Consider the following 17,880-nt stretch of genomic DNA (forward strand, 5'->3'; position numbering starts at 1 on the left):
TCCGGTTACACGAAGAAACTGGCGAGAAAGCGCAGGCAGATGAAGAGAAGAAACAGGCCGAAAGCGACTTCCAGCTTCCGCTTCGACAGGCTGTGCGCGAGCCTCACCCCGAAGGGCGCGGCCATTATGCTCGTCGGGATGAAGAGTATGAGGCCGAGCAGGGATACGTAACCGAGCGCCATGGGCGGCTGCAGCGCCGCCACATCGGGAAATTCGGCGGCGCGCGGCCAGCCCGCATAGATATAGCCGAGCGCGCCCGGAATGGAGATGAGGACGCCCAGGCCGGATGATGTCGCCACGGCCTGATGGATGGGGCGGTTGTAGAAGGTCATGAACAGGTTGGAAAGCTGCCCGCCGCCGATGCCCATGAGAGACGACAGCACGCCGATCACCACGCCGACAATGCGCACCGCCGCCTTGCCGGGCAGGGTATCGCCGAGCCGCCAGCCATCCTTGCCGAAGAGAAGGCGGATGGCGGAAACGCCTGCCACTGCTACAAAGACGGTCTTGAACACTTCCTCTGGCGCGAAGCGGGCGATCACGCTGCCAATGAGGACGCCGATCACCACGGGAACTGCCCAGACCCGCAGCAGGCCAACATCCACAACGCCGCGCGCCAGATGCGAGCGATAGGAGCGGATCGAGGTAGGAATGATGATGGCGAGCGACGTGCCAACGCAAAGCGGCATCCGCACCTCCTCCGGTACCTCCATATAGCGGAACAGCTCATAGAGGATGGGAACGATCACGGTCCCGCCGCCGACGCCGAAAAGCCCCGCCAGAATGCCGGTCACGCCGCCCGCGACAAGGAGGCCGGTACCCAGCCAGAGCATCTCATAAAGATCGAGTCCCATATCAGCGCCCGACCGCATAGGCTTGCATGAGGCGCGGAGTCGCGGCGGCTTTGAGCAGCCCGTTCTCCGTCCGCTCCGCCGCCGTCAGGCGGCCCACGGTCCATTCATCGACTACCTCGACGTCATGGCCGCGTTTCCTCAATTCTTCGATGACCGGCATACCGATACTCCGCTCGATCACGAGCCGCTTCAGGATCGCCTCGCGCGGATAGAAGGACGAGGGGAAATGCATGGTATGAAACAGCGGCAGGTCAATGCTTTCCTGCAGATTGAGGCCGTGATGCACACGGCGCAGGAACAGAAGCATCTGCCATTGGTCCTGCTGGTCGCCGCCCGGCGTGCCGAAGACCATGCGCGGCTTGCCGTGATGGAGAGCGAGCGACGGCGTCAGCGTCGTGCGCGGGCGCTTGCGCGGCGCAAGGCTCGAGGGCAAACCTTCCTCCAGCCAGAACATCTGCGCCCGCGTGTTGAGGCAGAAACCCAGTTCCGGGATGATCGGCGAGGATTGCAGCCAGCCGCCGGAGGGCGTGGCCGAGACCATATTGCCGAAACGGTCGATGACATCGATATGCACCGTGTCGCCGCGCTTTTCGGTACGCAGATGCGCCATGGTCGGCTCACCCGCGCCTGTGCCCTCCTGCTTATGCGCGCCGGTATAGCGGAACTGGGCGATGGCGCGTTCGCGCTGCGCTTCATAGCCGGGAACCAGCCCCGGATTGAGAATTGGGGAGGCGGCGTCGCCGATGAGCTTGCGGCGCTCAATATTGTAGCTTTCGGACAGCAGGTGCTCCATCGGCACAGTCACGAAATTCGGGTCGCCGTAATAGACCTCGCGATCTGCGAAGGCGAGCTTCATCGCCTCGATGGTGGTGTGGATGAAATCCGGCCCCACCGTATCCATGGCGGCGAGGTCCATGTCTTTCAGCAGCGCCAGCGTTTGCAGGAAGGCCGGTCCCTGTCCCCACGGGCCGGTCTTCGCCACCGTCCAGCCGTGATAATCATAGGTCAGCGGCGCTTCATAGCTGGCGCTCCAGCGCGCCATGTCGTCGGCGGTAAGTAGCCCCCTGTGCCGCTTGCCGCTCGTGTCCATCGCCTCGGTCTCACGGCAGAAGCGGTCGATACTGTCAGCGACAAAGCCGCGGTAGAAGGCGTCGCGCGCGCGGTCGATCTTCGTTTCGCGCGTGCCTGACTCGGCTTCCGCTTCATCGACGATCCGCTGATAGGTGTCGGCAAGCGCCTCGTTGACGAACAGCTCGTGGGCCGCGGGCAGATTGCCTCCGCGCGCCCATAAGGCGTAGGATGTCGGCCATTCCTTCTCGAAGAAAGCCGCCTGATCGCGGATGGTGTTGGCGACGCGCGGCAGCAGCGGGTGGCCATGGCGCGCATAGGAGATCGCGGGTTCCATCACGTCACGCAGGCTCAGCGTGCCATGGTCGCGCAGCATCAGCATCCATGCGTCGAAGGCGCCGGGCACGACCGTCGCCAGCAGGCCGGATCCGGGGACGAGATCAAGGCCCTCGCTTTTATAGCGCTCGATGGTCGCCGCTTCCGGCGTCACGCCCTGACCGCAAAGCACTTCGGTTTTGCCCGTGCGTGCGGAATGGAAAATGATCGGCACTTCACCCGATGGCCCGACCAGATGCGGCTCCACGACCTGCAAAACGAAACCCGCCGCGACAGCGGCGTCGAAGGCATTGCCGCCTCGCTCCAGCATGGCCATGCCGGCGGCAGAGGCGAGCCAATGGGTGGATGTTACGACGCCGAAGGTGCCCAGAATTTCCGGGCGAGTAGTGAACATGCTCATGGATTGTTCCTTTGTAGATCAGGTCTCGCGCGGATCGATAGCGTCGCGCAGGCCATCGCCCAGAAGGTTGAACCCCAGCACCACCAGAAAGATGGCGGCGCCCGGCCAGATCGACATCCAGGGAGCCTGGGAAATGAAGTTCTTCGCCGTATTCAGCATCGAGCCCCAGGAGGGATTGGGCGGCTGCTGCCCGAGGCCGAGGAAGGAAAGGCTCGCTTCGGCGATAATGGCCGCGGCGATGGTCAGCGTCGCCTGCACGATGATCGGTGAGAGCGAATTCGGCAGGATGTAGCGCCAGATGATGCGCGGATGGCGCAGTCCTACCACCTTGGCTCCTTCCACATATTCTTCTGCCCGAACCGTCATGACTTGGCTGCGCGTGAGCCGGGCGAAGATCGGGGCGGCGGAGAGGCCTATGGCGATCATGGCGTTGGTGAGGCTCGGGCCAAGAAATGCGGCAAGGGCAATGGCGAGGATTAGGAAGGGGATGGCGAGCGCGGCATCGACCAGACGCGATATCGAGCTATCGAGCCAGCCGCCGAAATAGCCCGCGACAATGCCGAATGGGACCCCGACAATGATGGCAATGAGCACCGAAACCGCGCCCGCAAGGAGCGATGTGCGAGCGCCATAGGCCATGCGCGCGAAAAGATCGCGGCCGAGCTCATCGGTTCCAAGCCAGTGCTGTAGCGAGGGCGGTTTGCGCAGTGCGGTGAAGCTGGTCTTGAACGGATCTTCGGTGGCGATGAAGGGTGCGAAAATCGCCAGAAGCACAAAGAAGCCGACCAGAATGGCTCCGAGCACTGCGGCACGGTTCCGCAGGAATTTGCGAACGGTTCGATTGCCGCGCCATCCGGTTTTGGAAGGAATGCTGATGGCGTCGCTCATGATGCATCCCTCAAGCGCGGGTTGACCAGAATATAGAGAATGTCGGCAAGGAGGTTCATGAGGATGAAGCCTATCGCCGTGCACAGCACTACACCTTGCACGACCGCATAATCCCGGGTGAAAACCGCATCGACAATGAGTTTTCCGAAGCCGGGGATGGTAAATATCTGCTCAGTCAGAACTGCTCCGGCGAGGAGTTCTCCGAAGAGGAGCGTGGCGAGCGTGATGATCGGAACCAGCGCATTGCGCAAGCCATGCCGCAAGATGACGGTCCGCTCATCGAGGCCCTTGGCGCGGGCGGTGCGGACATAATCGGACCGGAGCACGCCGAGCATGGCCGACCGCGTATGGCGCATCAGCACGCCCGCAAGTCCTGTGCCCAGCACGATGGCCGGCATGATCATGGTGCGGATATTCTGCCACGGGTCCTCCAGCGGGGAGGTGTAGCCCGACGAAGGCAGCAACTGCCATTCCACCGAGACGACGAGGATGAAGAGGATGCCGAGCCAGAAATTGGGGATGGAAAGCCCGGAGAGCGCTGCGACATTGATGGTGTAATCGGTGAGCGTCCCCTTGCGTACGGCCGAGATGATACCTGCCGGCACACCGATCAAGAGCGCCACAACCATGGCGAAGGCAGCGAGCTGGATCGTCACCGGGAGCTTCTGGGCGATGAGATCGAGAACCGGCTTTTCCGTGCGGATAGACAAGCCGAAATCGCCGGACAATATCTGCTTCAGCCACACGAAATATTGCACCGGGACGGCATCGTTCAGGCGGTATTTCTCTTGAAGATAGGCAATCGTCTGCGGGTCGCGATCTTCACCCGCCATCGCCAGGATCGGATCGCCCGGCAGCAGCTTCTGCATGCCGAAGACCAGCACCGAAACCAGAAACAGCGTCGGCAATACGACGACGCAGCGCCGTAGGATGAGTTCAAGCATGGGGGCGGAATCCTATTGGAGATAACAGTCGGAGGCGGCGGGGGAGGCCGCCTCCGCTCTTCGCGCCGGTCAGTTGGTTATGGAAACACCCTTGAGGCGCACCATTCCATCCGGATAGGCGACGAAGCCCTTCAAATCCGCGCGCGCGGCGAACGGCCAGGGCTGGTAATAGAGATAGACGATCGGCAGCTCGTCCTGCAGGATCGCCTGCGCCTCGTCATAGATCGCCTTGCGCTGCGCCTGATCGGTGGTCTCTCGGGCCTTATTCAAAAGCGCGTCCACCTTTTCGTTGCAATAGCCCGCATCGTTGAGATTTCCCTTGCAGGTGTCGAACTGGTGAATATTGCCATCGGGATCGGCGCGGCCCGACCAGCCGCTTTGTCCGACTTCATAGCTCTTTTCCTTGAGCGCGCTTTGCAGGGCGGCGAATTCGGTCGGGCGCAGCGAGATATCGAAACCGGCTTCGCTCGCCATGGCTTGGATGAGTTCGTAGACCTGCTGCGAGGTGGAATTGTTGCCATAGGCGATCTCGAACTTGACGCGCTCCAGCCCCGCTTCCTTGAGCAGAGCCTTCGCTTTTTCCACGTCGCGCGTCACGGTCTCGAACTTCTTGTCATAAGCGAAGCTGGAGGGCGGGAAAGGCTGATGGGCCGGCTGGAAAACCCCTTGACCCACGACTTCATTGATCGCGTTGCGGTCGATGGAAAGCTCGAATGCCTGGCGCACGCGCTTGTCGTGGCCGATGGGGAAGCTGTCCTTATCGCCCTTGGTCATGTTGAAAGTCAGCGCCTGATAGCCCGTGCCCGTCACCGGATAGAAGGCGAGCTTGCTGTCATTTTTCACCGCCTCGATATCGGCGGAGGCGACGCGCTCGATGAGATCGAGCGAGCCGGATTGCAGATTGGCGAGGCGCACGGTGGTGTCCTGAATCGGCAGGAACGTTACCTTGTCGAAATGGTAATTCGCGGTGTCCCAGTAATCGCTGAATTTTTCAAGGACGATGCGGTCGTTCTGGACGCGGCTCACGAATTTGTAAGGTCCGGAACAGACCGGATTCTGGGCGAAATCACCATTCGCGAACGCCTTGGGCGAGAGGATCATGCCGGCCCGGTCGGCAAGCTGCGACAGGAGGGAAGCGTCGGGCTTCAAGAGATGGATTTCAAGATTGGTGTCGTCCACCACCTTGATGCTGTCGATCGAGGCCACTTCGCTCTTGCGCAGGGATTCGGGAAGGGTTTTTGCCCGTTCCAGATTGGCCTTCACGTCGGCGGCAGTGATTGTCGCGCCGTCATGGAATTTGCCATTGTTGCGCAGCTTGACGCTCAGGACTTTCCCGTCATCGGACCATTTCCAGCTTTCGGCAAGCTGCGGCTGGATCTCCAGCTTTTCGTTGATGTCGAACAGCTTGTCGCAAAGGGAGGTGAACACGATGCGCCCGACAAAGGTGCGCGCGCGGTGAGGATCCAGCACATCGGCATCATCCTGAAGCCCGATGCGTAAATCCGCCGCCAGGGCCGGCAGGGTCACCCCAGCGCAGAGTGCCGTGACGGCGGCGGCAAGGCCGGTATTGGCAAAATGTCTCAAAATCCGCTTCATCTTTTTCCCCTTTTGGTTTTTGTGAAGAGTGCGGTTGTCTTTAAAGTTACCCCTCCGTGGGCGGACTTGCTTTCGCCACGCCCCCGATTTCGGCGATGACCGCATCGCGCAAGGAAGTCACATGGGCGCGCATGGCGGCCTCGGCATCCAGCGGATGAAACCTGCGGATCGCGTCCAGAATGGCGGCGTGCTGCTCGACGGAGAGCGCATTACGTCCGTTCGACCGCACCCGGGCGCGGAACTGGCGCCAGGATGGGCTCTGGCGGATGCCATTGATCATTTCCATGATGGCGATGAAAAGCTGGCTGCCGGAGGCCTCGGCAATCCTGGCATGAAAGGCTGAATCCCAGCGTTCCCACGAAGCGGCATCCGTCGACTGCTCCGCTTTCAGCGCCAGGCGCTCCAGTTGCTGGATCAGAGCAGGAGTGGCGCGCGCGGCAGCCATGCGCGCCAGCGCGGGCTCGATTTCCACCCGCACATCCATGATTTCGAGCGGGTTGGTATGTTCCGCAAGGCGCTTCGCCGCCATATCGACGAGAGGCGCGGGCTGGCCGCCGAAGGTGCCCTGGCCCTGTTTGCGCCAGATCAATCCCTCTTCCTCGAGCACGTCAAGCGCCTGGCGGACTGTGCGACGGCCGACGCCCAGCAACTCCGCCAGCTGCCGCTCGGGCGGCAGACGGATGCTTGCCTCGTCCGAAGGGCTTTCCAGCATCGAACGCAATTTTTCCAAGGCAGCGTCGATTTCCCCGCTGCCTTCCATGGATGACAAGACATGAACCATTGAATTTATTGGTCCGCGCTTGATCCAGCTGGATGATGGTCCTGCTGCATGAAATTTCCCCGGCATTCCTGCCTTATCATTTTGTTCCCGTCGGCATTATAAACGGCACTTTTTATTTCGTTTCAAGCATGAATTTTGGAATAATGGCGAACCAATAGTCGAATGGTTCAACTGGTACGGCCCCGCCAACGCAAAGCCGCCATGAGAATGATGATAGGTGGAAGCTTCGGTCAGCGGGCCTGAGCGAACTCTCGGTTGGCAGATATCTAGGCGGCGTCTGGTTGCCATCCATTCTTGGACGCTTCTGGATATGCATTAGCGTCATCTTTTCGAGGTGCAGCCATGTATATTGTGAACGGCTTAATTCAACCGAATCACGATTTCCTTTATGGAAGCCATGCATGACGGGCACAGCACTTCTTCTCGTAAATCCGAATTCCCGGCAGGGACGGGAAAGCCTGCCGAAAGTGCGCGATTTGCTGCGCCAAGCGGGCGTCGAATTCATCGAGTTGCCGCAAGATAGCGGCGAGACCCCCTCCGATGCGATCATAAAGAGGGCGGCACAGGTCGATCGGATCATCGTTGGCGGAGGTGACGGTAGTCTCAATGCCGCTGCAAAAGGACTGCTGGCCACCGGGCTGCCGCTGGGCGTCCTGCCTTTGGGCACGGCTAATGATTTTGCGCGTACGGTCGGCCTGCCGTTCGATCTCCCAGCTGCGGTTAAAATCATCGCCGGAGGAAAGACAGCCCAGGTCGATCTTGGCGACGCCAATGGCCATCCCTTTTTAAACGTCGCGAGCGTCGGTTTCAGCGCGGACCTCGCCGCCTCGCTGACGCAACAGGCGAAGAAGCGGTGGGGGAAGCTGGGCTACGGGTTGTTGCGGCACGATTGCTTGCCGGATCACACCTTTTTACCGCTGTTCTCGAACATGGTGGACAAACCAAAGGCCTTCGAACATTTCAAGTCTCGGTCGGAAATGGGCGCTTTTACGGCGGCGGTATGAAAGTCCACGCTGACGCTACCGTCTTCGACGGAATGCTCGATGTGTTTAGCCTGGAGGTGAATCACTGGTGGAAGTTACTGGCGCTGCTTCCCCGCCTTCGCCGGGGAACCCACGGCCAATTGGACGATGTCCGCGCCTTTTCCACGCGCGAACTCACCATAAGCACGCGCAAGCCCATGCCGGTCAACTTGGATGGAGAGCTCAAGACGCAAACGCCGGTGAGATTCACCATTCAGGAGAAGGCAATTGCAGTGTTTGTGAAGTGAGCAGACCGGCTACCAGCTCAGCTCAGGATGTCCGGTAAACCGCCGCGGTAGGCAAAGAGCAGTCCTGTCCATGGGTGGGCAACAATGACCCGGAACCGGTAGCACCCGTCCACTTCCCAGGCGCCAGCTCTGATATGCGGCCCGAACCGCTTTGGAAGCGGCAATCCGGCGAATTTCCAGCCACAGAATTGCCAGTCAACGCCCCCAGAAGCCGGCTCAAGGTCGAAAATGAACCGCAGCAGGCCGAAACGCTCTTCAAATAGCCCAAGCGCCCCGGCGTCAGTCAGGTTGGAGGAAAATTGCGCGCTGCCAAAACGGCGTGTCCATCTCTCACCCCTGTGGTCTTGCTCCAGCACCACCTCGACTTCATGCTTGCCGGTTCGCGGCAGCCCCAACACCAGGCGCAGTAACCTGGCTGCCATGTTTTCCCCGATCCGGGCAATCGCATGGCCGGATGCGGTGATGTGGCCACCGCCATGCACCGCCCTGACGGAGGAGGGCAGCAGCATCCACTTTTCGCCGAGCAGGCGCTCAAAAAGGACAGTGCTTTCAGGTAAGCCCTGATCGAGCCGTGTGTGGATCGGCAATTCGGCGAGTTCATGCAGGATATCGCCGCGCTCCAGTATGCCGGCACAGACCATCGCGCCGCGCCTTGTCTCCTTGCCTAGCAGCAGCGAGCGGACCAGCGCGGCAGCGGGCGCCGCAGGGACGTTGGGGCCCGCACCGGCCTGTGCCCATAATGCCCAACGTGCGCGGAAAGGGCGATCCATGTCATCCCGGCCCGAGGCCTCTACGATCATGCCGCCACGATCGGAGCCGAAACCCGCCGTCGCGTCCGCGGCGGTGTGCAGCAGCCCAGCAAATCGCCTTAGGGAGCGGACAATCCCCCAGCGAACCGGGAGGCTGAGCAGGGTCAGGCCGAGATGCACGGGCATGATCTCATGCCCGGCCATGAACAGTGCTTCGCGGCGAATGGGAAAGCGCATGGGCAGGAGATCGAGATCAGGAGTTTCGCAGATCGAGACGAGCCGTTTGCCGAGGCCGGGGATGTGGATCGCGCGAAGGCCGGACCAGCCGGGCACGGTTGTCCAGCCGCCGACGCGCAGAACACGCACGGGCCGCCCCACATAGGACAGAAGCGCCTTCACGATCGACGGGCCGCGCGTCGTGCGAGCACCGGGCGAAAGTGCAACCATGACGTCATCGATCTGCCGCCAATCTTTCACGAGCTCCGCGAGTACTGCATGAGACAGGGCGGGTATGGTGCTGGCGGCGGTGACAGCCAGCACACCTGCCCGCCTCGCTGCTTCGTCCAGCGCGTCGGCAAAGCCGGCCACGTAGTCGCGGGCATCCGCCAGATCGATGTAATGCGCGCCTTGCCGCACAGCCGCGAGCGCCAGGCGATAATCGCTACCCTGAAATGGTCCCGCGGCGTCGACAACCAGCCAGGGCGACGTTTCGATCAGTCCTTCCGGGCGCGACCTGTCAAAAGGCTGGACCAGAATGCGAGCGGCAGCCCCACTCTTGAGAAGCGATGCCCTCAGTGATTGAAGCGCGTCGACGCGGCGCGCTGCCAGGATCAGTTCGATCTGCGTGTGGCGGGATAGCATGGCTGCCAGACGGCTGCCGAAAGTGCCGGTCGCGCCGACCAGAAGAACGCGCCTCGTCATCGCTCGCCTGGCGGTATCGCGTCAACGAAGCGGGCCCGCACATGCGGTGGTGGCACCATGCAGGCGGCGCGTCTACCGAACAAGCGATACCGGTTGCGGGCGATCCACCGATAGGCGGCATCCCGGATCGGCCGAGGGACCACGCGGATGAACCGCAGCCATCGCAATGGTGGAGGCAGACGGCCAAGCATTGCAATCACGGCTTCGCTCGCCTGAAGGGCCTGCCCGTGGTCGAAAAAGAGGAATGTTGATGGATCGTCGGGATCGATATCGAAGCGTGCGGCGAGGAGCCGGCCATAGGGCGACTGTATGGTGGTGAAGCGAATGGCGCCCGCGCAGTCGATTCGCAAAACGAATTGCACCTGAGCCGAGCAGAAGGCGCAAAAGCCATCAAACACCATTAATCCATCCGGTGCGTGAAAACCCCCAACAGGTGGATTGGCTCCTACGAGGGCAACCTGCCCATCATGCTCAACTTTCGGCATGGTTTTCACGCGATGCGCTCCGCGAGGTTTCCGGTCAAACCGGCAGGATTTGTCCGCAGACATGGCTGGAAACAGAATACTTACGCCCCCAACGCCTTTCCATGGAACAGGGTTCCCCCCGGAATGGCGGGGGATAAAGACAGCTTCAGAGAAAGCCAGTAGACGGCCGAGCGAGAAAGCGGGCTTCGTGTGTGGGCCAGGAACGAGATACACCTCGACAAAACGGGGTGCGATGTTATTCCAATCCGGCCGGTCAGACCGGCGGACTTCACCCGTCGATCTGAGTATAGATCGCGTCACGAAGCGCCCGGATGTTCTGATTGAGTTCTTTCAATTGCGCTAAACTTTGCCCGGACGTAGCGACTAATGCGTCTCCAAGGCAGCCGGCCCGGGACTTCAGGGCGCCCCCCTGGGTGCTCAACTCAACGCCACCACCACCTGCCGTTCATTGTCCGGATTGCGCGTACGGCGCACCAGCCCGGCAGCATAAACCAGTCTCATCGCAAAAATGAATATCGCGATAACAAATCCAGCCGAACGACAGGTTGTGTATTTCTCGGTCGAACCGGAAGACGGCTCGCCATGCGACCGCGAATTCCAACGGGGGCATAGGCTTCCCCATTTCCCCGCCTTTTACGGCTTGAACACCAGTTCGATCCTGTCGGCCAGGAAGCGGGTGCGAATGAATTGGACGGGCACGTCGTTGAGATCGACATCGATGGCGTTGCTGACGAGGACGATGGAATCTGTGGAGCACTGCAGCACTTCGGCATCGGCGGGTGAAACTCTCTCGGCGGTCAGCCGGGTCTCGCGCCGGCGATAGTCGTTGAGGCCGTGCTGCTTCAGGGACTGTGTGACGGAGCCGGTCTCGGCATAGGCGGCGATAATGTTGGGGAACCGTTCGCTGGGGAAATAACCCGTCGAGCGCGAGACCGGCACGCCGTCCACCACGGTCATCTTTTCCAGTTTGAAGAGCGGCGCGCCAGGTTTCAGCTCCAGCAGAGAGGCCAATGTCCGGTCGGCGGCGACGCGCTGCGAATTGATCAGCCGCCCTGCCGATTCCAGTGACTGTTTGATCATGTTTTCCGAAAAGCGCGCCCGTGTGCCGATGGGATAGGTAATGCGCGGCTGCACTTCGTTGATGAAGGTGCCGCGCCCGCGCTCGGCCCGCAGAACCCCTTCATCCGACAGCGCTGAAATCGCCCGCCTGACCGTGTGGCGGTTGACGCCGAATTCCCCGGCAAGCTCGATTTCCGGCGGCAGGCGGTCGCCGTAACGCCCCTCGGCAATGGCGGCACGTAAGGTGTCCGCGACCCGCCGCCAGCGCGAAATGCCATCATCCATCACATTCATCGTTTCACGCTCTTTCGGAAAATTTTCGCGCTGTCATCGACCCGTCATCGATTCCGCGCTATAAGTCAAAAAAGATCAGTTGTCTATACAAATAGACAAATTGGAGTGCATGATGAAATCATCCGCAAATATGGCGCAAGACCAGCGCAAGCGGGCGCTCGATGCGCTGGCATCGATGCCGGCGGCGGCGCTGAAGGAGCGCTATGAGAGGATCAGGGCAAGCGCGCCGCAAGCCCTGCCCGTGCGAGGACCAGAGATCGGCGCTGTCATGGTGCGCGGCCGCGTCGGTGGAGGCGGCGCGCCGTTCAACCTAGGCGAGGCGAGTGTGACCCGCGCGACGGTGAAGCTTGCGACGGGCGAAGTCGGCCATTCGATCGTGCTGGGGCGCGATCCGGAGAAGGCGAAGGCCGTCGCGCATCTCGACGCCCTGCGGCAGGTGCCGGAATGGGAGCCGGTCGTCGAGCGCGATTGCGTGACGCCGGCAATCGAAATGCTGGAGACGGAGCGCCGGAAGCTCGCCGAGGAGACGGCGGCGACGCGGGTGGATTTCTTCACCATGGTGCGGGGAGAGGACTGATGCAGACCGAAATCTTCGAGGGCGGCTTCGCCGATCCCGTCTTTACCTCGCAGGCGGTGTTCCGCGCCGTCATGGATGCCTTCGCGCGTCCCGGCACAATTGCGAACTTAAGCGATGTCGCTCAAGCGCCCGCGCCCATCCCCGCCGCGGCAGCCGCGATCCTGCTGACGCTCGCCGATTTCGATACGCCCGTCTGGCTCGAGGCGGACGATTCCACGGCGGCGAGCCAATGGCTGTCTTTCCATACGGGCGCTGTGACGACGCCGGATGCGGCGGCTGCGAGCTTCGTCATGCTGAGCGAAGTGTCCAATTTGGACAGTTGGGATCGTTTCGCGCTCGGCACGGCGGAATATCCCGATCGCTCGGCGACCTTGCTGCTTCCCGTCGCGGGGCTCGACGGCGGCCAGAGGCTCACCCTGCGCGGACCGGGGATCGAGAAGATTGCGGTCATCGTGCCGCGCGGCCTTCCCGGAGGGTTCATTGAGACGATGCAGGAGAATGCGCGCCGCTATCCGCTCGGCTTCGACGTCGTTCTCGTCTGCGGCGGGCAGGCGCTCGCTCTGCCGCGCACCGTCAGGATCGAGGTGTAATCATGTATGTCGCGGTAAAAGGCGGTGAAGCCGCTATCGACAAGGCGCACAAGCTGCTGGCGGACCGGCGGCGGGGCGACCGCTCCGTCCCGGCGCTGACGCCGGAGCAGATCGTGGAACAGCTCTCGCTCGCCGTGGATCGGGTCATGGCCGAGGGGTCGCTCTACGATCCAGAACTCGCTGCCATGGCGGTGCGGCAGGCGCGCGGCGATCTGATCGAGGCGATCTTCCTCCTGCGGGCCTATCGCACGACATTGGCGCGCTTCGGCATGTCCCGGCCCATCGACACGGCTGACATGCGCATCGAGCGGCGGGTTTCCGCCACCTATAAGGATATTCCGGGCGGGCAATTGCTCGGCCCCACCTTCGACTACACACACCGCCTCATCGATCCGGCGATGGCCGATGACCTGCCCGTCGAAGAACCCGCGCGGCGGGAGGCGGACATGGAGAGCGACGTCCCTCGCGTCACGGATATTCTTGATAGCGAGGGATTGATCGAACCGGACACATTTTCCGATTCCGAGCCCGGTGACTTGACCCGCGATCCCGTATCTTTTCCCGCCAGCCGGGACTTGCGGCTGCAGGCGCTGGCGCGGGGCGACGAGGGCTTCCTCCTGTCGCTCGGCTATTCCACGCAGCGCGGCTATGGCCGCACGCATCCCTTCGTCGGCGAGGTGCGGATCGGCCTTGTGGATGTGGAGATCGATAGCCCGGAACTGGGCTTTGCCGTCAACATCGGCGCGATCCGCGTCACCGAGTGCCAGATGGTCTCGCAATTCACGGGATCGAAGGACGCAGGCCCGCGCTTCACTCGCGGCTATGGCCTCGTCTTCGGCCAGTCGGAGCGCAAGGCGATGGCGATGAGCCTCGTTGACCGGGCGCTCCGGGCCGATGAATTCGACGAGCAGCGCACGGCCCCGGCCCAGGACGAGGAATTCGTGCTGGCGCATTGCGACAATGTCGAGGCGACCGGCTTCGTCGAACATCTGAAACTGCCGCATTACGTGGACTTCCAGGCCGAGCTCGACCTTCTGCGCCAGCTTCGCCGGGAAAGCGAGCAGGCGCATCAACAGGATGATCAGGACATCAAGGAGGCGGCGCAATGACGCTCCCGGCCTATAATTTCGCTTATCTCGACGAGCAGACCAAGCGCATGATCCGCCGCGCGATTTTGAAGGCAATCGCCATTCCCGGCTATCAGGTACCGTTCGCCTCGCGCGAAATGCCGATGCCCTATGGCTGGGGCACGGGCGGCGTGCAGGTGACGGCCTCAATCCTCGGCCCCGACGATGTGCTGAAGGTGATCGACCAGGGCGCCGACGACACCACCAACGCCGTCTCGATCCGCGCTTTCTTCGCCAAGACAGCCGGCGTTGCAACGACAACCAAGACGGCGGAGGCGACGGTAATCCAGACGCGGCACCGCATCCCCGAGATGCCGCTTAAAGAGGGGCAGATCCTCGTCTATCAGGTCCCCATCCCCGAGCCGCTGCGCTTTCTGGAGCCGCGCGAGACCGAAACGCGCGTGATGCATGGGCTGGAGGAATACGGCCTTATCCAGGTGAAGCTCTACGAGGACATCGCCCGGCACGGGCACATCGCCACCACCTATGCCTATCCGGTCAAGGTCGAGGGCCGCTATGTAATGGACCCGTCGCCGATCCCGAAATTCGACAATCCGAAAATGCACAATTCCCCGGCGCTCCAGCTTTTCGGCGCGGGCCGTGAAAAGCGCATCTACGCGCTACCGCCCTATACCCAGGTGGTGAGCCTCGATTTCGAGGACCACCCATTCTCCATCCAGCGCTTCAGCCAGCCTTGCGCGCTCTGCAACGCTACCGGCGTCTATCTCGATGAGGTCGTCACCGACGATCGCGGCGGACGGATGTTCGTCTGCTCGGATACCGACCATTGCGAGACGCGGCGGGCCGAAGGCCATAGCGGTCCGGGCCTTCCACAAATCCAGCAGGAGGACGTAGCATGAGCGACCCGATCATTTCCGTCCGCGATCTGGAACGGCGTTACGGTTCCTTCATCGGCTGCACGGATGTCTCGTTCGACGTCTGGCCGGGAGAAGTGGTGGCCATCGTCGGGGAATCCGGGTCCGGCAAGACGACGCTTCTCAACTGCGTCTCCGGGCGGCTCCCACGCTCGTCCGGCTCGATCCGCTACCGCATGCGGGACAATCGCTTTTCCGACCTCGCCGAGCTTTCGGAGGCGGAGCGCCGCTTCCTGATGCGCACGGACTGGGGCTTCGTCCACCAGAGCCCCGCCGACGGCCTGCGCATGCGCGTTTCGGCGGGCGCCAATGTCGGCGAGCGGCTGATGGCGGTGGGCGAGCGGCACTATGGCAATATCCGCCGGACGGCAGCGGATTGGCTCGCCCGGGTGGAGATTTCCCCCGAGCGGATAGACGACCAGCCGGTCGCCTTTTCCGGCGGCATGCGGCAGCGCCTGCAGATCGCGCGCAATCTTGTCACCCATCCCAGGCTTATCTTCATGGACGAGCCGACCGGCGGCCTCGACGTGTCGGTGCAGGCGCGGGTGCTCGACCTGCTGCGCGGGCTGGTGACGGACATGAACCTCGCCGTCATCATCGTCACCCATGACCTCGCCGTCGCGCGGCTCCTGTCGCAGCGCATCATCGTGATGAAGAGCGGGCGCATTGTCGAGACGGGCCTTACCGACCGAGTGCTGGACGATCCCCGCCACGCCTATACCCAGCTTCTCGTCGCCTCGATCCCGGAGTCCTGACCCATGATTTTGGAAGCGAAAAAACAGCCGATGGCGGACGGAGCGGTGCTGTCTCTTGCCCGAGTGGCGAAGTCCTTCACCATGCACCTGCGCGACGGGCTGGTGCTGCCGGTGGTGGAAAATGTGGCCTTCGATCTTTTCCCCGGTGAATGCGTGGTGCTGGCCGGGCCATCGGGCGCGGGCAAGTCCTCGATCCTGCGTATGGTCTACGGCAACTACGCCGTCGATGGAGGCCACATCTGGGTGCGCGCAGAACAGGACGAAGCGCCCCATGATCTTGCGACCGGCGATCCGCGCCTCATCCTCGCCTTGCGGCACCGCGCCATTGGCTATGTCAGCCAGTTCCTGCGGGCAGTGCCGCGCGTGGCGGCGCTCGATGTGGTGGCCGAGCCGCTCGTCTCCCGTGGCGTAGACCGAACGGAGGCGCGGGAAAAGGCGGCGCAGCTGCTGCAGCGGCTCAACCTGCCCGAAGCGCTGTTCTCCCTGCCGCCCGCCACTTTCTCAGGCGGAGAGAAGCAGCGGGTCAATATCGCAAGGGGCTTCATCACGGACCATCCCATCCTTCTTCTGGACGAGCCGACCGCCTCGCTGGATGCGGCCAACAGGGATGTGGTGATCGAAATGATCCGCGAGAAGCTTGCAGCCGGCGTCGCCATTCTCGGCATTTTCCATGACCAGCCGGTGCGCGACGCGGTGGCGACGCGGATGATCGACGTATCGGGCTTTTCAGCGCGGAGGGCTGCGTGATGCCGAAACTGTCGGAAAATGTTCCCTATATCGACGAAACGGCGCGCGTCAGCCAATCGACGCTCGGGCGCTACACCGAAGTAGCGGCGCGTACGCGCATGAGCGAGACGGTGCTGGGCGATTACTCCTATGTCATGGAGGATTGCTCGATCTGGTGCGCCGAAATCGGCAAATTCGCCAATATCGCCTCGGCCGTCCGCATCAATGCGCCGAACCATCCGACGTGGCGGGCGACGCTGCATCATTTCACCTACCGGGCGGGCGATTATTTCGACGGCGCTGATGACGAGGAGAGCTTCTTCGAATGGCGGCGCAGCAGGCGTGTGGTCATCGGCCACGATGTCTGGATCGGCCATGGCGCGACGATCCTCTCGGGTGTCACGGTCGGCAATGGCGCTGTCATCGGCGCGGGCGCGGTCGTCTCACGCGATGTCGCCCCCTATACGATCGTCGGCGGCGTTCCGGCGCGGCTCATCCGCGAGCGGTTCAGCGCGGAACTGGGGCGGCGCATGGACCGGCTCGCCTGGTGGGACTGGCCCCATGCGCGGCTGGCCGAGGCGCTCGAGGATTTCCGCAGGCTGCCGGCGGAGGATTTCGTCGCTCTTTACGACAGCCGGGAAAATTTCATCGATCCGTCATCGAACGATCATGCTGGCATCACCGAACCGGGCTTTAACTTTGAAAAACAGGGAGAAGGCGCATGACGGCAATCGCTGTTTCCAATCTCTCGAAAAGCTATAGCGGCACCCGGGCGCTGAACGATGTCAGCCTCACGCTCGACAAGGGCGAGATGGTCGCGCTGATCGGCGCGTCCGGATCGGGCAAAAGCACGCTCATCCGCCACATTGCCGGGCTTGAGGCGGGCGATGGCGGCAAGGGGCGGATCGAAATATCTGGCGAGCTGACGCAATCGGCGGGGCGCTTCCTCCGCGGTATCCGGCGCGGGCGGGTTGCGGTCATCTTCCAGCAATTCAACCTTGTCGGACGCCTTTCCGTGCTGACCAATGTGCTGATCGGGCGTCTGGGGCGCATGCCGCGCTGGCGCGGAACGCTCGGCCTTTTCAACAAGGCGGAGAAGGCGAAGGCGCGCGCGGCGCTGGAGCGCGTCGGCATTCCGCAGGTGGCGGCCCAGCGGTCCTCGACCCTGTCGGGCGGCCAGCAGCAACGCGCCGCCATTGCCCGCACGCTGGTGCAGGAGGCCGAAATCCTCATCGCGGACGAGCCGATTTCCGCGCTCGACCCGTCGGCCGCCCGCCGCGTCATGGACGTGCTGGCCGATATCAACGCCAAGGACGGCATCACGGTGCTCGTTTCGCTGCATCAGGTCGAATATGCGCGCCGCTATTGCCCGCGCGCCATCGCCATGCGCGACGGTGCCATCGTCTATGACGGCCCGTCCTCGGCCCTTACCAACGATTTCCTCGCCCGGCTCTATGGCTCGGCATCGGAAGAACTCGTCCTGCCGGATGGTCCGGCGGATAGACTGGCGGCCATGGAGGCGACAGCCAGGATAGGTCGGGCTGAGCTCATACCAGCCTGAACCTTGTTTATAGCCGCATGATCT

Annotated in this window: 19 protein-coding genes; 10 read left to right on the forward strand and 9 right to left on the reverse strand. The window is 62.4% G+C overall.

Going from position 1 to position 17,880, the window contains the following annotated elements:
* Positions 1-5: 5 nt before the first annotated feature.
* From IEX53_RS19070 to IEX53_RS19095, 6 genes are all read right to left on the reverse strand, one after another.
* Complete coding sequence (locus IEX53_RS19070; protein WP_188825775.1) at positions 6-854, reverse strand: sulfite exporter TauE/SafE family protein; 849 nt, start codon at positions 852-854, stop codon at positions 6-8.
* 1 nt (position 855) lies between these two features.
* A complete protein-coding gene (locus IEX53_RS19075; RefSeq protein ID WP_188825776.1) occupies positions 856-2,658 on the reverse strand; it encodes a gamma-glutamyltransferase family protein in 1,803 nt (600 codons plus the stop codon).
* An 18-nt stretch (positions 2,659-2,676) separates the two neighbouring features.
* Entirely contained in the window at positions 2,677-3,546 is an 870-nt protein-coding gene (locus IEX53_RS19080) for an ABC transporter permease (protein WP_188825777.1), read from the reverse strand.
* Complete coding sequence (locus IEX53_RS19085; RefSeq protein ID WP_188825778.1) at positions 3,543-4,490, reverse strand: ABC transporter permease; 948 nt, start codon at positions 4,488-4,490, stop codon at positions 3,543-3,545. Before IEX53_RS19085 ends, IEX53_RS19080 begins: the two co-directional genes overlap by 4 nt.
* Positions 4,491-4,559: 69 nt before the next feature.
* On the reverse strand, positions 4,560-6,086 hold the full coding sequence (locus IEX53_RS19090; RefSeq protein WP_188825779.1) for an ABC transporter substrate-binding protein: 1,527 nt from the start codon (positions 6,084-6,086) through the stop codon (positions 4,560-4,562).
* A gap of 46 nt (positions 6,087-6,132) precedes the next feature.
* Complete coding sequence (locus IEX53_RS19095; RefSeq protein WP_188825780.1) at positions 6,133-6,816, reverse strand: FadR/GntR family transcriptional regulator; 684 nt, start codon at positions 6,814-6,816, stop codon at positions 6,133-6,135.
* A 452-nt stretch (positions 6,817-7,268) separates the two neighbouring features.
* Here IEX53_RS19095 and IEX53_RS19100 point away from each other — a divergent pair, with 452 nt between their 5' ends.
* Both IEX53_RS19100 and IEX53_RS24300 read left to right on the forward strand, forming a co-directional pair.
* Positions 7,269-7,871 (forward strand): diacylglycerol kinase family protein, encoded by a 603-nt coding sequence (locus IEX53_RS19100; protein WP_308429159.1) that lies wholly within the window; start codon positions 7,269-7,271, stop codon positions 7,869-7,871.
* Positions 7,757-8,137 (forward strand): hypothetical protein, encoded by a 381-nt coding sequence (locus IEX53_RS24300; RefSeq protein ID WP_308429160.1) that lies wholly within the window; start codon positions 7,757-7,759, stop codon positions 8,135-8,137. The genes IEX53_RS19100 and IEX53_RS24300 overlap by 115 nt, the downstream gene beginning before the upstream one ends.
* Positions 8,138-8,154: 17 nt before the next feature.
* Here the strand turns inward: IEX53_RS24300 and IEX53_RS19105 are convergent, their stop codons facing one another.
* The 3 genes from IEX53_RS19105 to phnF all read right to left on the reverse strand — a co-directional run bounded on the left by IEX53_RS19105 (position 8,155) and on the right by phnF (position 11,645).
* Complete coding sequence (locus tag IEX53_RS19105) at positions 8,155-9,807, reverse strand: saccharopine dehydrogenase family protein (protein ID WP_188825781.1); 1,653 nt, start codon at positions 9,805-9,807, stop codon at positions 8,155-8,157.
* Complete coding sequence (locus IEX53_RS19110; protein ID WP_188825816.1) at positions 9,804-10,292, reverse strand: thiol-disulfide oxidoreductase DCC family protein; 489 nt, start codon at positions 10,290-10,292, stop codon at positions 9,804-9,806. The genes IEX53_RS19105 and IEX53_RS19110 overlap by 4 nt, the downstream gene beginning before the upstream one ends.
* 633 nt (positions 10,293-10,925) lie before the next feature.
* On the reverse strand, positions 10,926-11,645 hold the full coding sequence (gene phnF / locus IEX53_RS19115; protein ID WP_188825782.1) for a phosphonate metabolism transcriptional regulator PhnF: 720 nt from the start codon (positions 11,643-11,645) through the stop codon (positions 10,926-10,928).
* A gap of 109 nt (positions 11,646-11,754) precedes the next feature.
* Between phnF and phnG the strand changes: the two genes are divergently transcribed.
* From phnG to phnC, 8 genes are read left to right on the forward strand one after another with little or no spacing between them, the layout of a single operon-like run.
* On the forward strand, positions 11,755-12,222 hold the full coding sequence (phnG, locus tag IEX53_RS19120; protein WP_373288690.1) for a phosphonate C-P lyase system protein PhnG: 468 nt from the start codon (positions 11,755-11,757) through the stop codon (positions 12,220-12,222).
* Positions 12,222-12,812, forward strand: coding sequence for a phosphonate C-P lyase system protein PhnH (gene phnH / locus IEX53_RS19125; RefSeq protein ID WP_188825783.1), 591 nt, complete (start codon positions 12,222-12,224; stop codon positions 12,810-12,812). The genes phnG and phnH overlap by 1 nt, the downstream gene beginning before the upstream one ends.
* Positions 12,813-12,814: 2 nt before the next feature.
* The gene (locus tag IEX53_RS19130) at positions 12,815-13,921 is read left to right on the forward strand and encodes a carbon-phosphorus lyase complex subunit (protein WP_188825784.1); all 1,107 of its coding nucleotides are present in this window, start codon (positions 12,815-12,817) and stop codon (positions 13,919-13,921) included.
* Entirely contained in the window at positions 13,918-14,799 is an 882-nt protein-coding gene (locus tag IEX53_RS19135; protein ID WP_188825785.1) for an alpha-D-ribose 1-methylphosphonate 5-phosphate C-P-lyase PhnJ, read from the forward strand. The genes IEX53_RS19130 and IEX53_RS19135 overlap by 4 nt, the downstream gene beginning before the upstream one ends.
* A complete protein-coding gene (gene phnK, locus IEX53_RS19140) occupies positions 14,796-15,569 on the forward strand; it encodes a phosphonate C-P lyase system protein PhnK (protein WP_188825786.1) in 774 nt (257 codons plus the stop codon). The genes IEX53_RS19135 and phnK overlap by 4 nt, the downstream gene beginning before the upstream one ends.
* 3 nt (positions 15,570-15,572) lie before the next feature.
* Positions 15,573-16,316, forward strand: a complete 744-nt coding sequence (gene phnL, locus IEX53_RS19145; protein ID WP_373288691.1) for a phosphonate C-P lyase system protein PhnL — start codon at positions 15,573-15,575, stop codon at positions 16,314-16,316.
* The gene (locus IEX53_RS19150) at positions 16,316-17,020 is read left to right on the forward strand and encodes a DapH/DapD/GlmU-related protein (RefSeq protein WP_188825819.1); all 705 of its coding nucleotides are present in this window, start codon (positions 16,316-16,318) and stop codon (positions 17,018-17,020) included. Before phnL ends, IEX53_RS19150 begins: the two co-directional genes overlap by 1 nt.
* Entirely contained in the window at positions 17,017-17,856 is an 840-nt protein-coding gene (gene phnC / locus IEX53_RS19155; protein ID WP_188825787.1) for a phosphonate ABC transporter ATP-binding protein, read from the forward strand. Before IEX53_RS19150 ends, phnC begins: the two co-directional genes overlap by 4 nt.
* Positions 17,857-17,880: the final 24 nt, after the last annotated feature.

The sequence above is a fragment of the Paramesorhizobium endophyticum genome (assembly GCF_014640615.1).
Taxonomy (GTDB): domain Bacteria; phylum Pseudomonadota; class Alphaproteobacteria; order Rhizobiales; family Rhizobiaceae; genus Paramesorhizobium; species Paramesorhizobium endophyticum.

What these genes read in the sequence shown, in the direction of transcription:
- IEX53_RS19070 (WP_188825775.1), bottom strand. Translation starts at nt 854, where the DNA reads ATGGGACTCGATCTTTATGAGATGCTCTGGCTGGGTACCGGCCTCCTT.
- IEX53_RS19075 (WP_188825776.1), bottom strand. Translation starts at nt 2,658, where the DNA reads ATGAGCATGTTCACTACTCGCCCGGAAATTCTGGGCACCTTCGGCGTC.
- IEX53_RS19080 (WP_188825777.1), bottom strand. Translation starts at nt 3,546, where the DNA reads ATGAGCGACGCCATCAGCATTCCTTCCAAAACCGGATGGCGCGGCAAT.
- IEX53_RS19085 (WP_188825778.1), bottom strand. Translation starts at nt 4,490, where the DNA reads ATGCTTGAACTCATCCTACGGCGCTGCGTCGTCGTATTGCCGACGCTG.
- IEX53_RS19090 (WP_188825779.1), bottom strand. Translation starts at nt 6,086, where the DNA reads ATGAAGCGGATTTTGAGACATTTTGCCAATACCGGCCTTGCCGCCGCC.
- IEX53_RS19100 (WP_308429159.1), top strand. Translation starts at nt 7,269, where the DNA reads ATGACGGGCACAGCACTTCTTCTCGTAAATCCGAATTCCCGGCAGGGA.
- IEX53_RS19105 (WP_188825781.1), bottom strand. Translation starts at nt 9,807, where the DNA reads ATGACGAGGCGCGTTCTTCTGGTCGGCGCGACCGGCACTTTCGGCAGC.
- IEX53_RS19110 (WP_188825816.1), bottom strand. Translation starts at nt 10,292, where the DNA reads ATGCCGAAAGTTGAGCATGATGGGCAGGTTGCCCTCGTAGGAGCCAAT.
- phnF (WP_188825782.1), bottom strand. Translation starts at nt 11,645, where the DNA reads ATGAATGTGATGGATGATGGCATTTCGCGCTGGCGGCGGGTCGCGGAC.
- phnG (WP_373288690.1), top strand. Translation starts at nt 11,755, where the DNA reads ATGATGAAATCATCCGCAAATATGGCGCAAGACCAGCGCAAGCGGGCG.
- phnH (WP_188825783.1), top strand. Translation starts at nt 12,222, where the DNA reads ATGCAGACCGAAATCTTCGAGGGCGGCTTCGCCGATCCCGTCTTTACC.
- IEX53_RS19130 (WP_188825784.1), top strand. Translation starts at nt 12,815, where the DNA reads ATGTATGTCGCGGTAAAAGGCGGTGAAGCCGCTATCGACAAGGCGCAC.
- IEX53_RS19135 (WP_188825785.1), top strand. Translation starts at nt 13,918, where the DNA reads ATGACGCTCCCGGCCTATAATTTCGCTTATCTCGACGAGCAGACCAAG.
- phnK (WP_188825786.1), top strand. Translation starts at nt 14,796, where the DNA reads ATGAGCGACCCGATCATTTCCGTCCGCGATCTGGAACGGCGTTACGGT.
- phnL (WP_373288691.1), top strand. Translation starts at nt 15,573, where the DNA reads ATGATTTTGGAAGCGAAAAAACAGCCGATGGCGGACGGAGCGGTGCTG.
- IEX53_RS19150 (WP_188825819.1), top strand. Translation starts at nt 16,316, where the DNA reads ATGCCGAAACTGTCGGAAAATGTTCCCTATATCGACGAAACGGCGCGC.
- phnC (WP_188825787.1), top strand. Translation starts at nt 17,017, where the DNA reads ATGACGGCAATCGCTGTTTCCAATCTCTCGAAAAGCTATAGCGGCACC.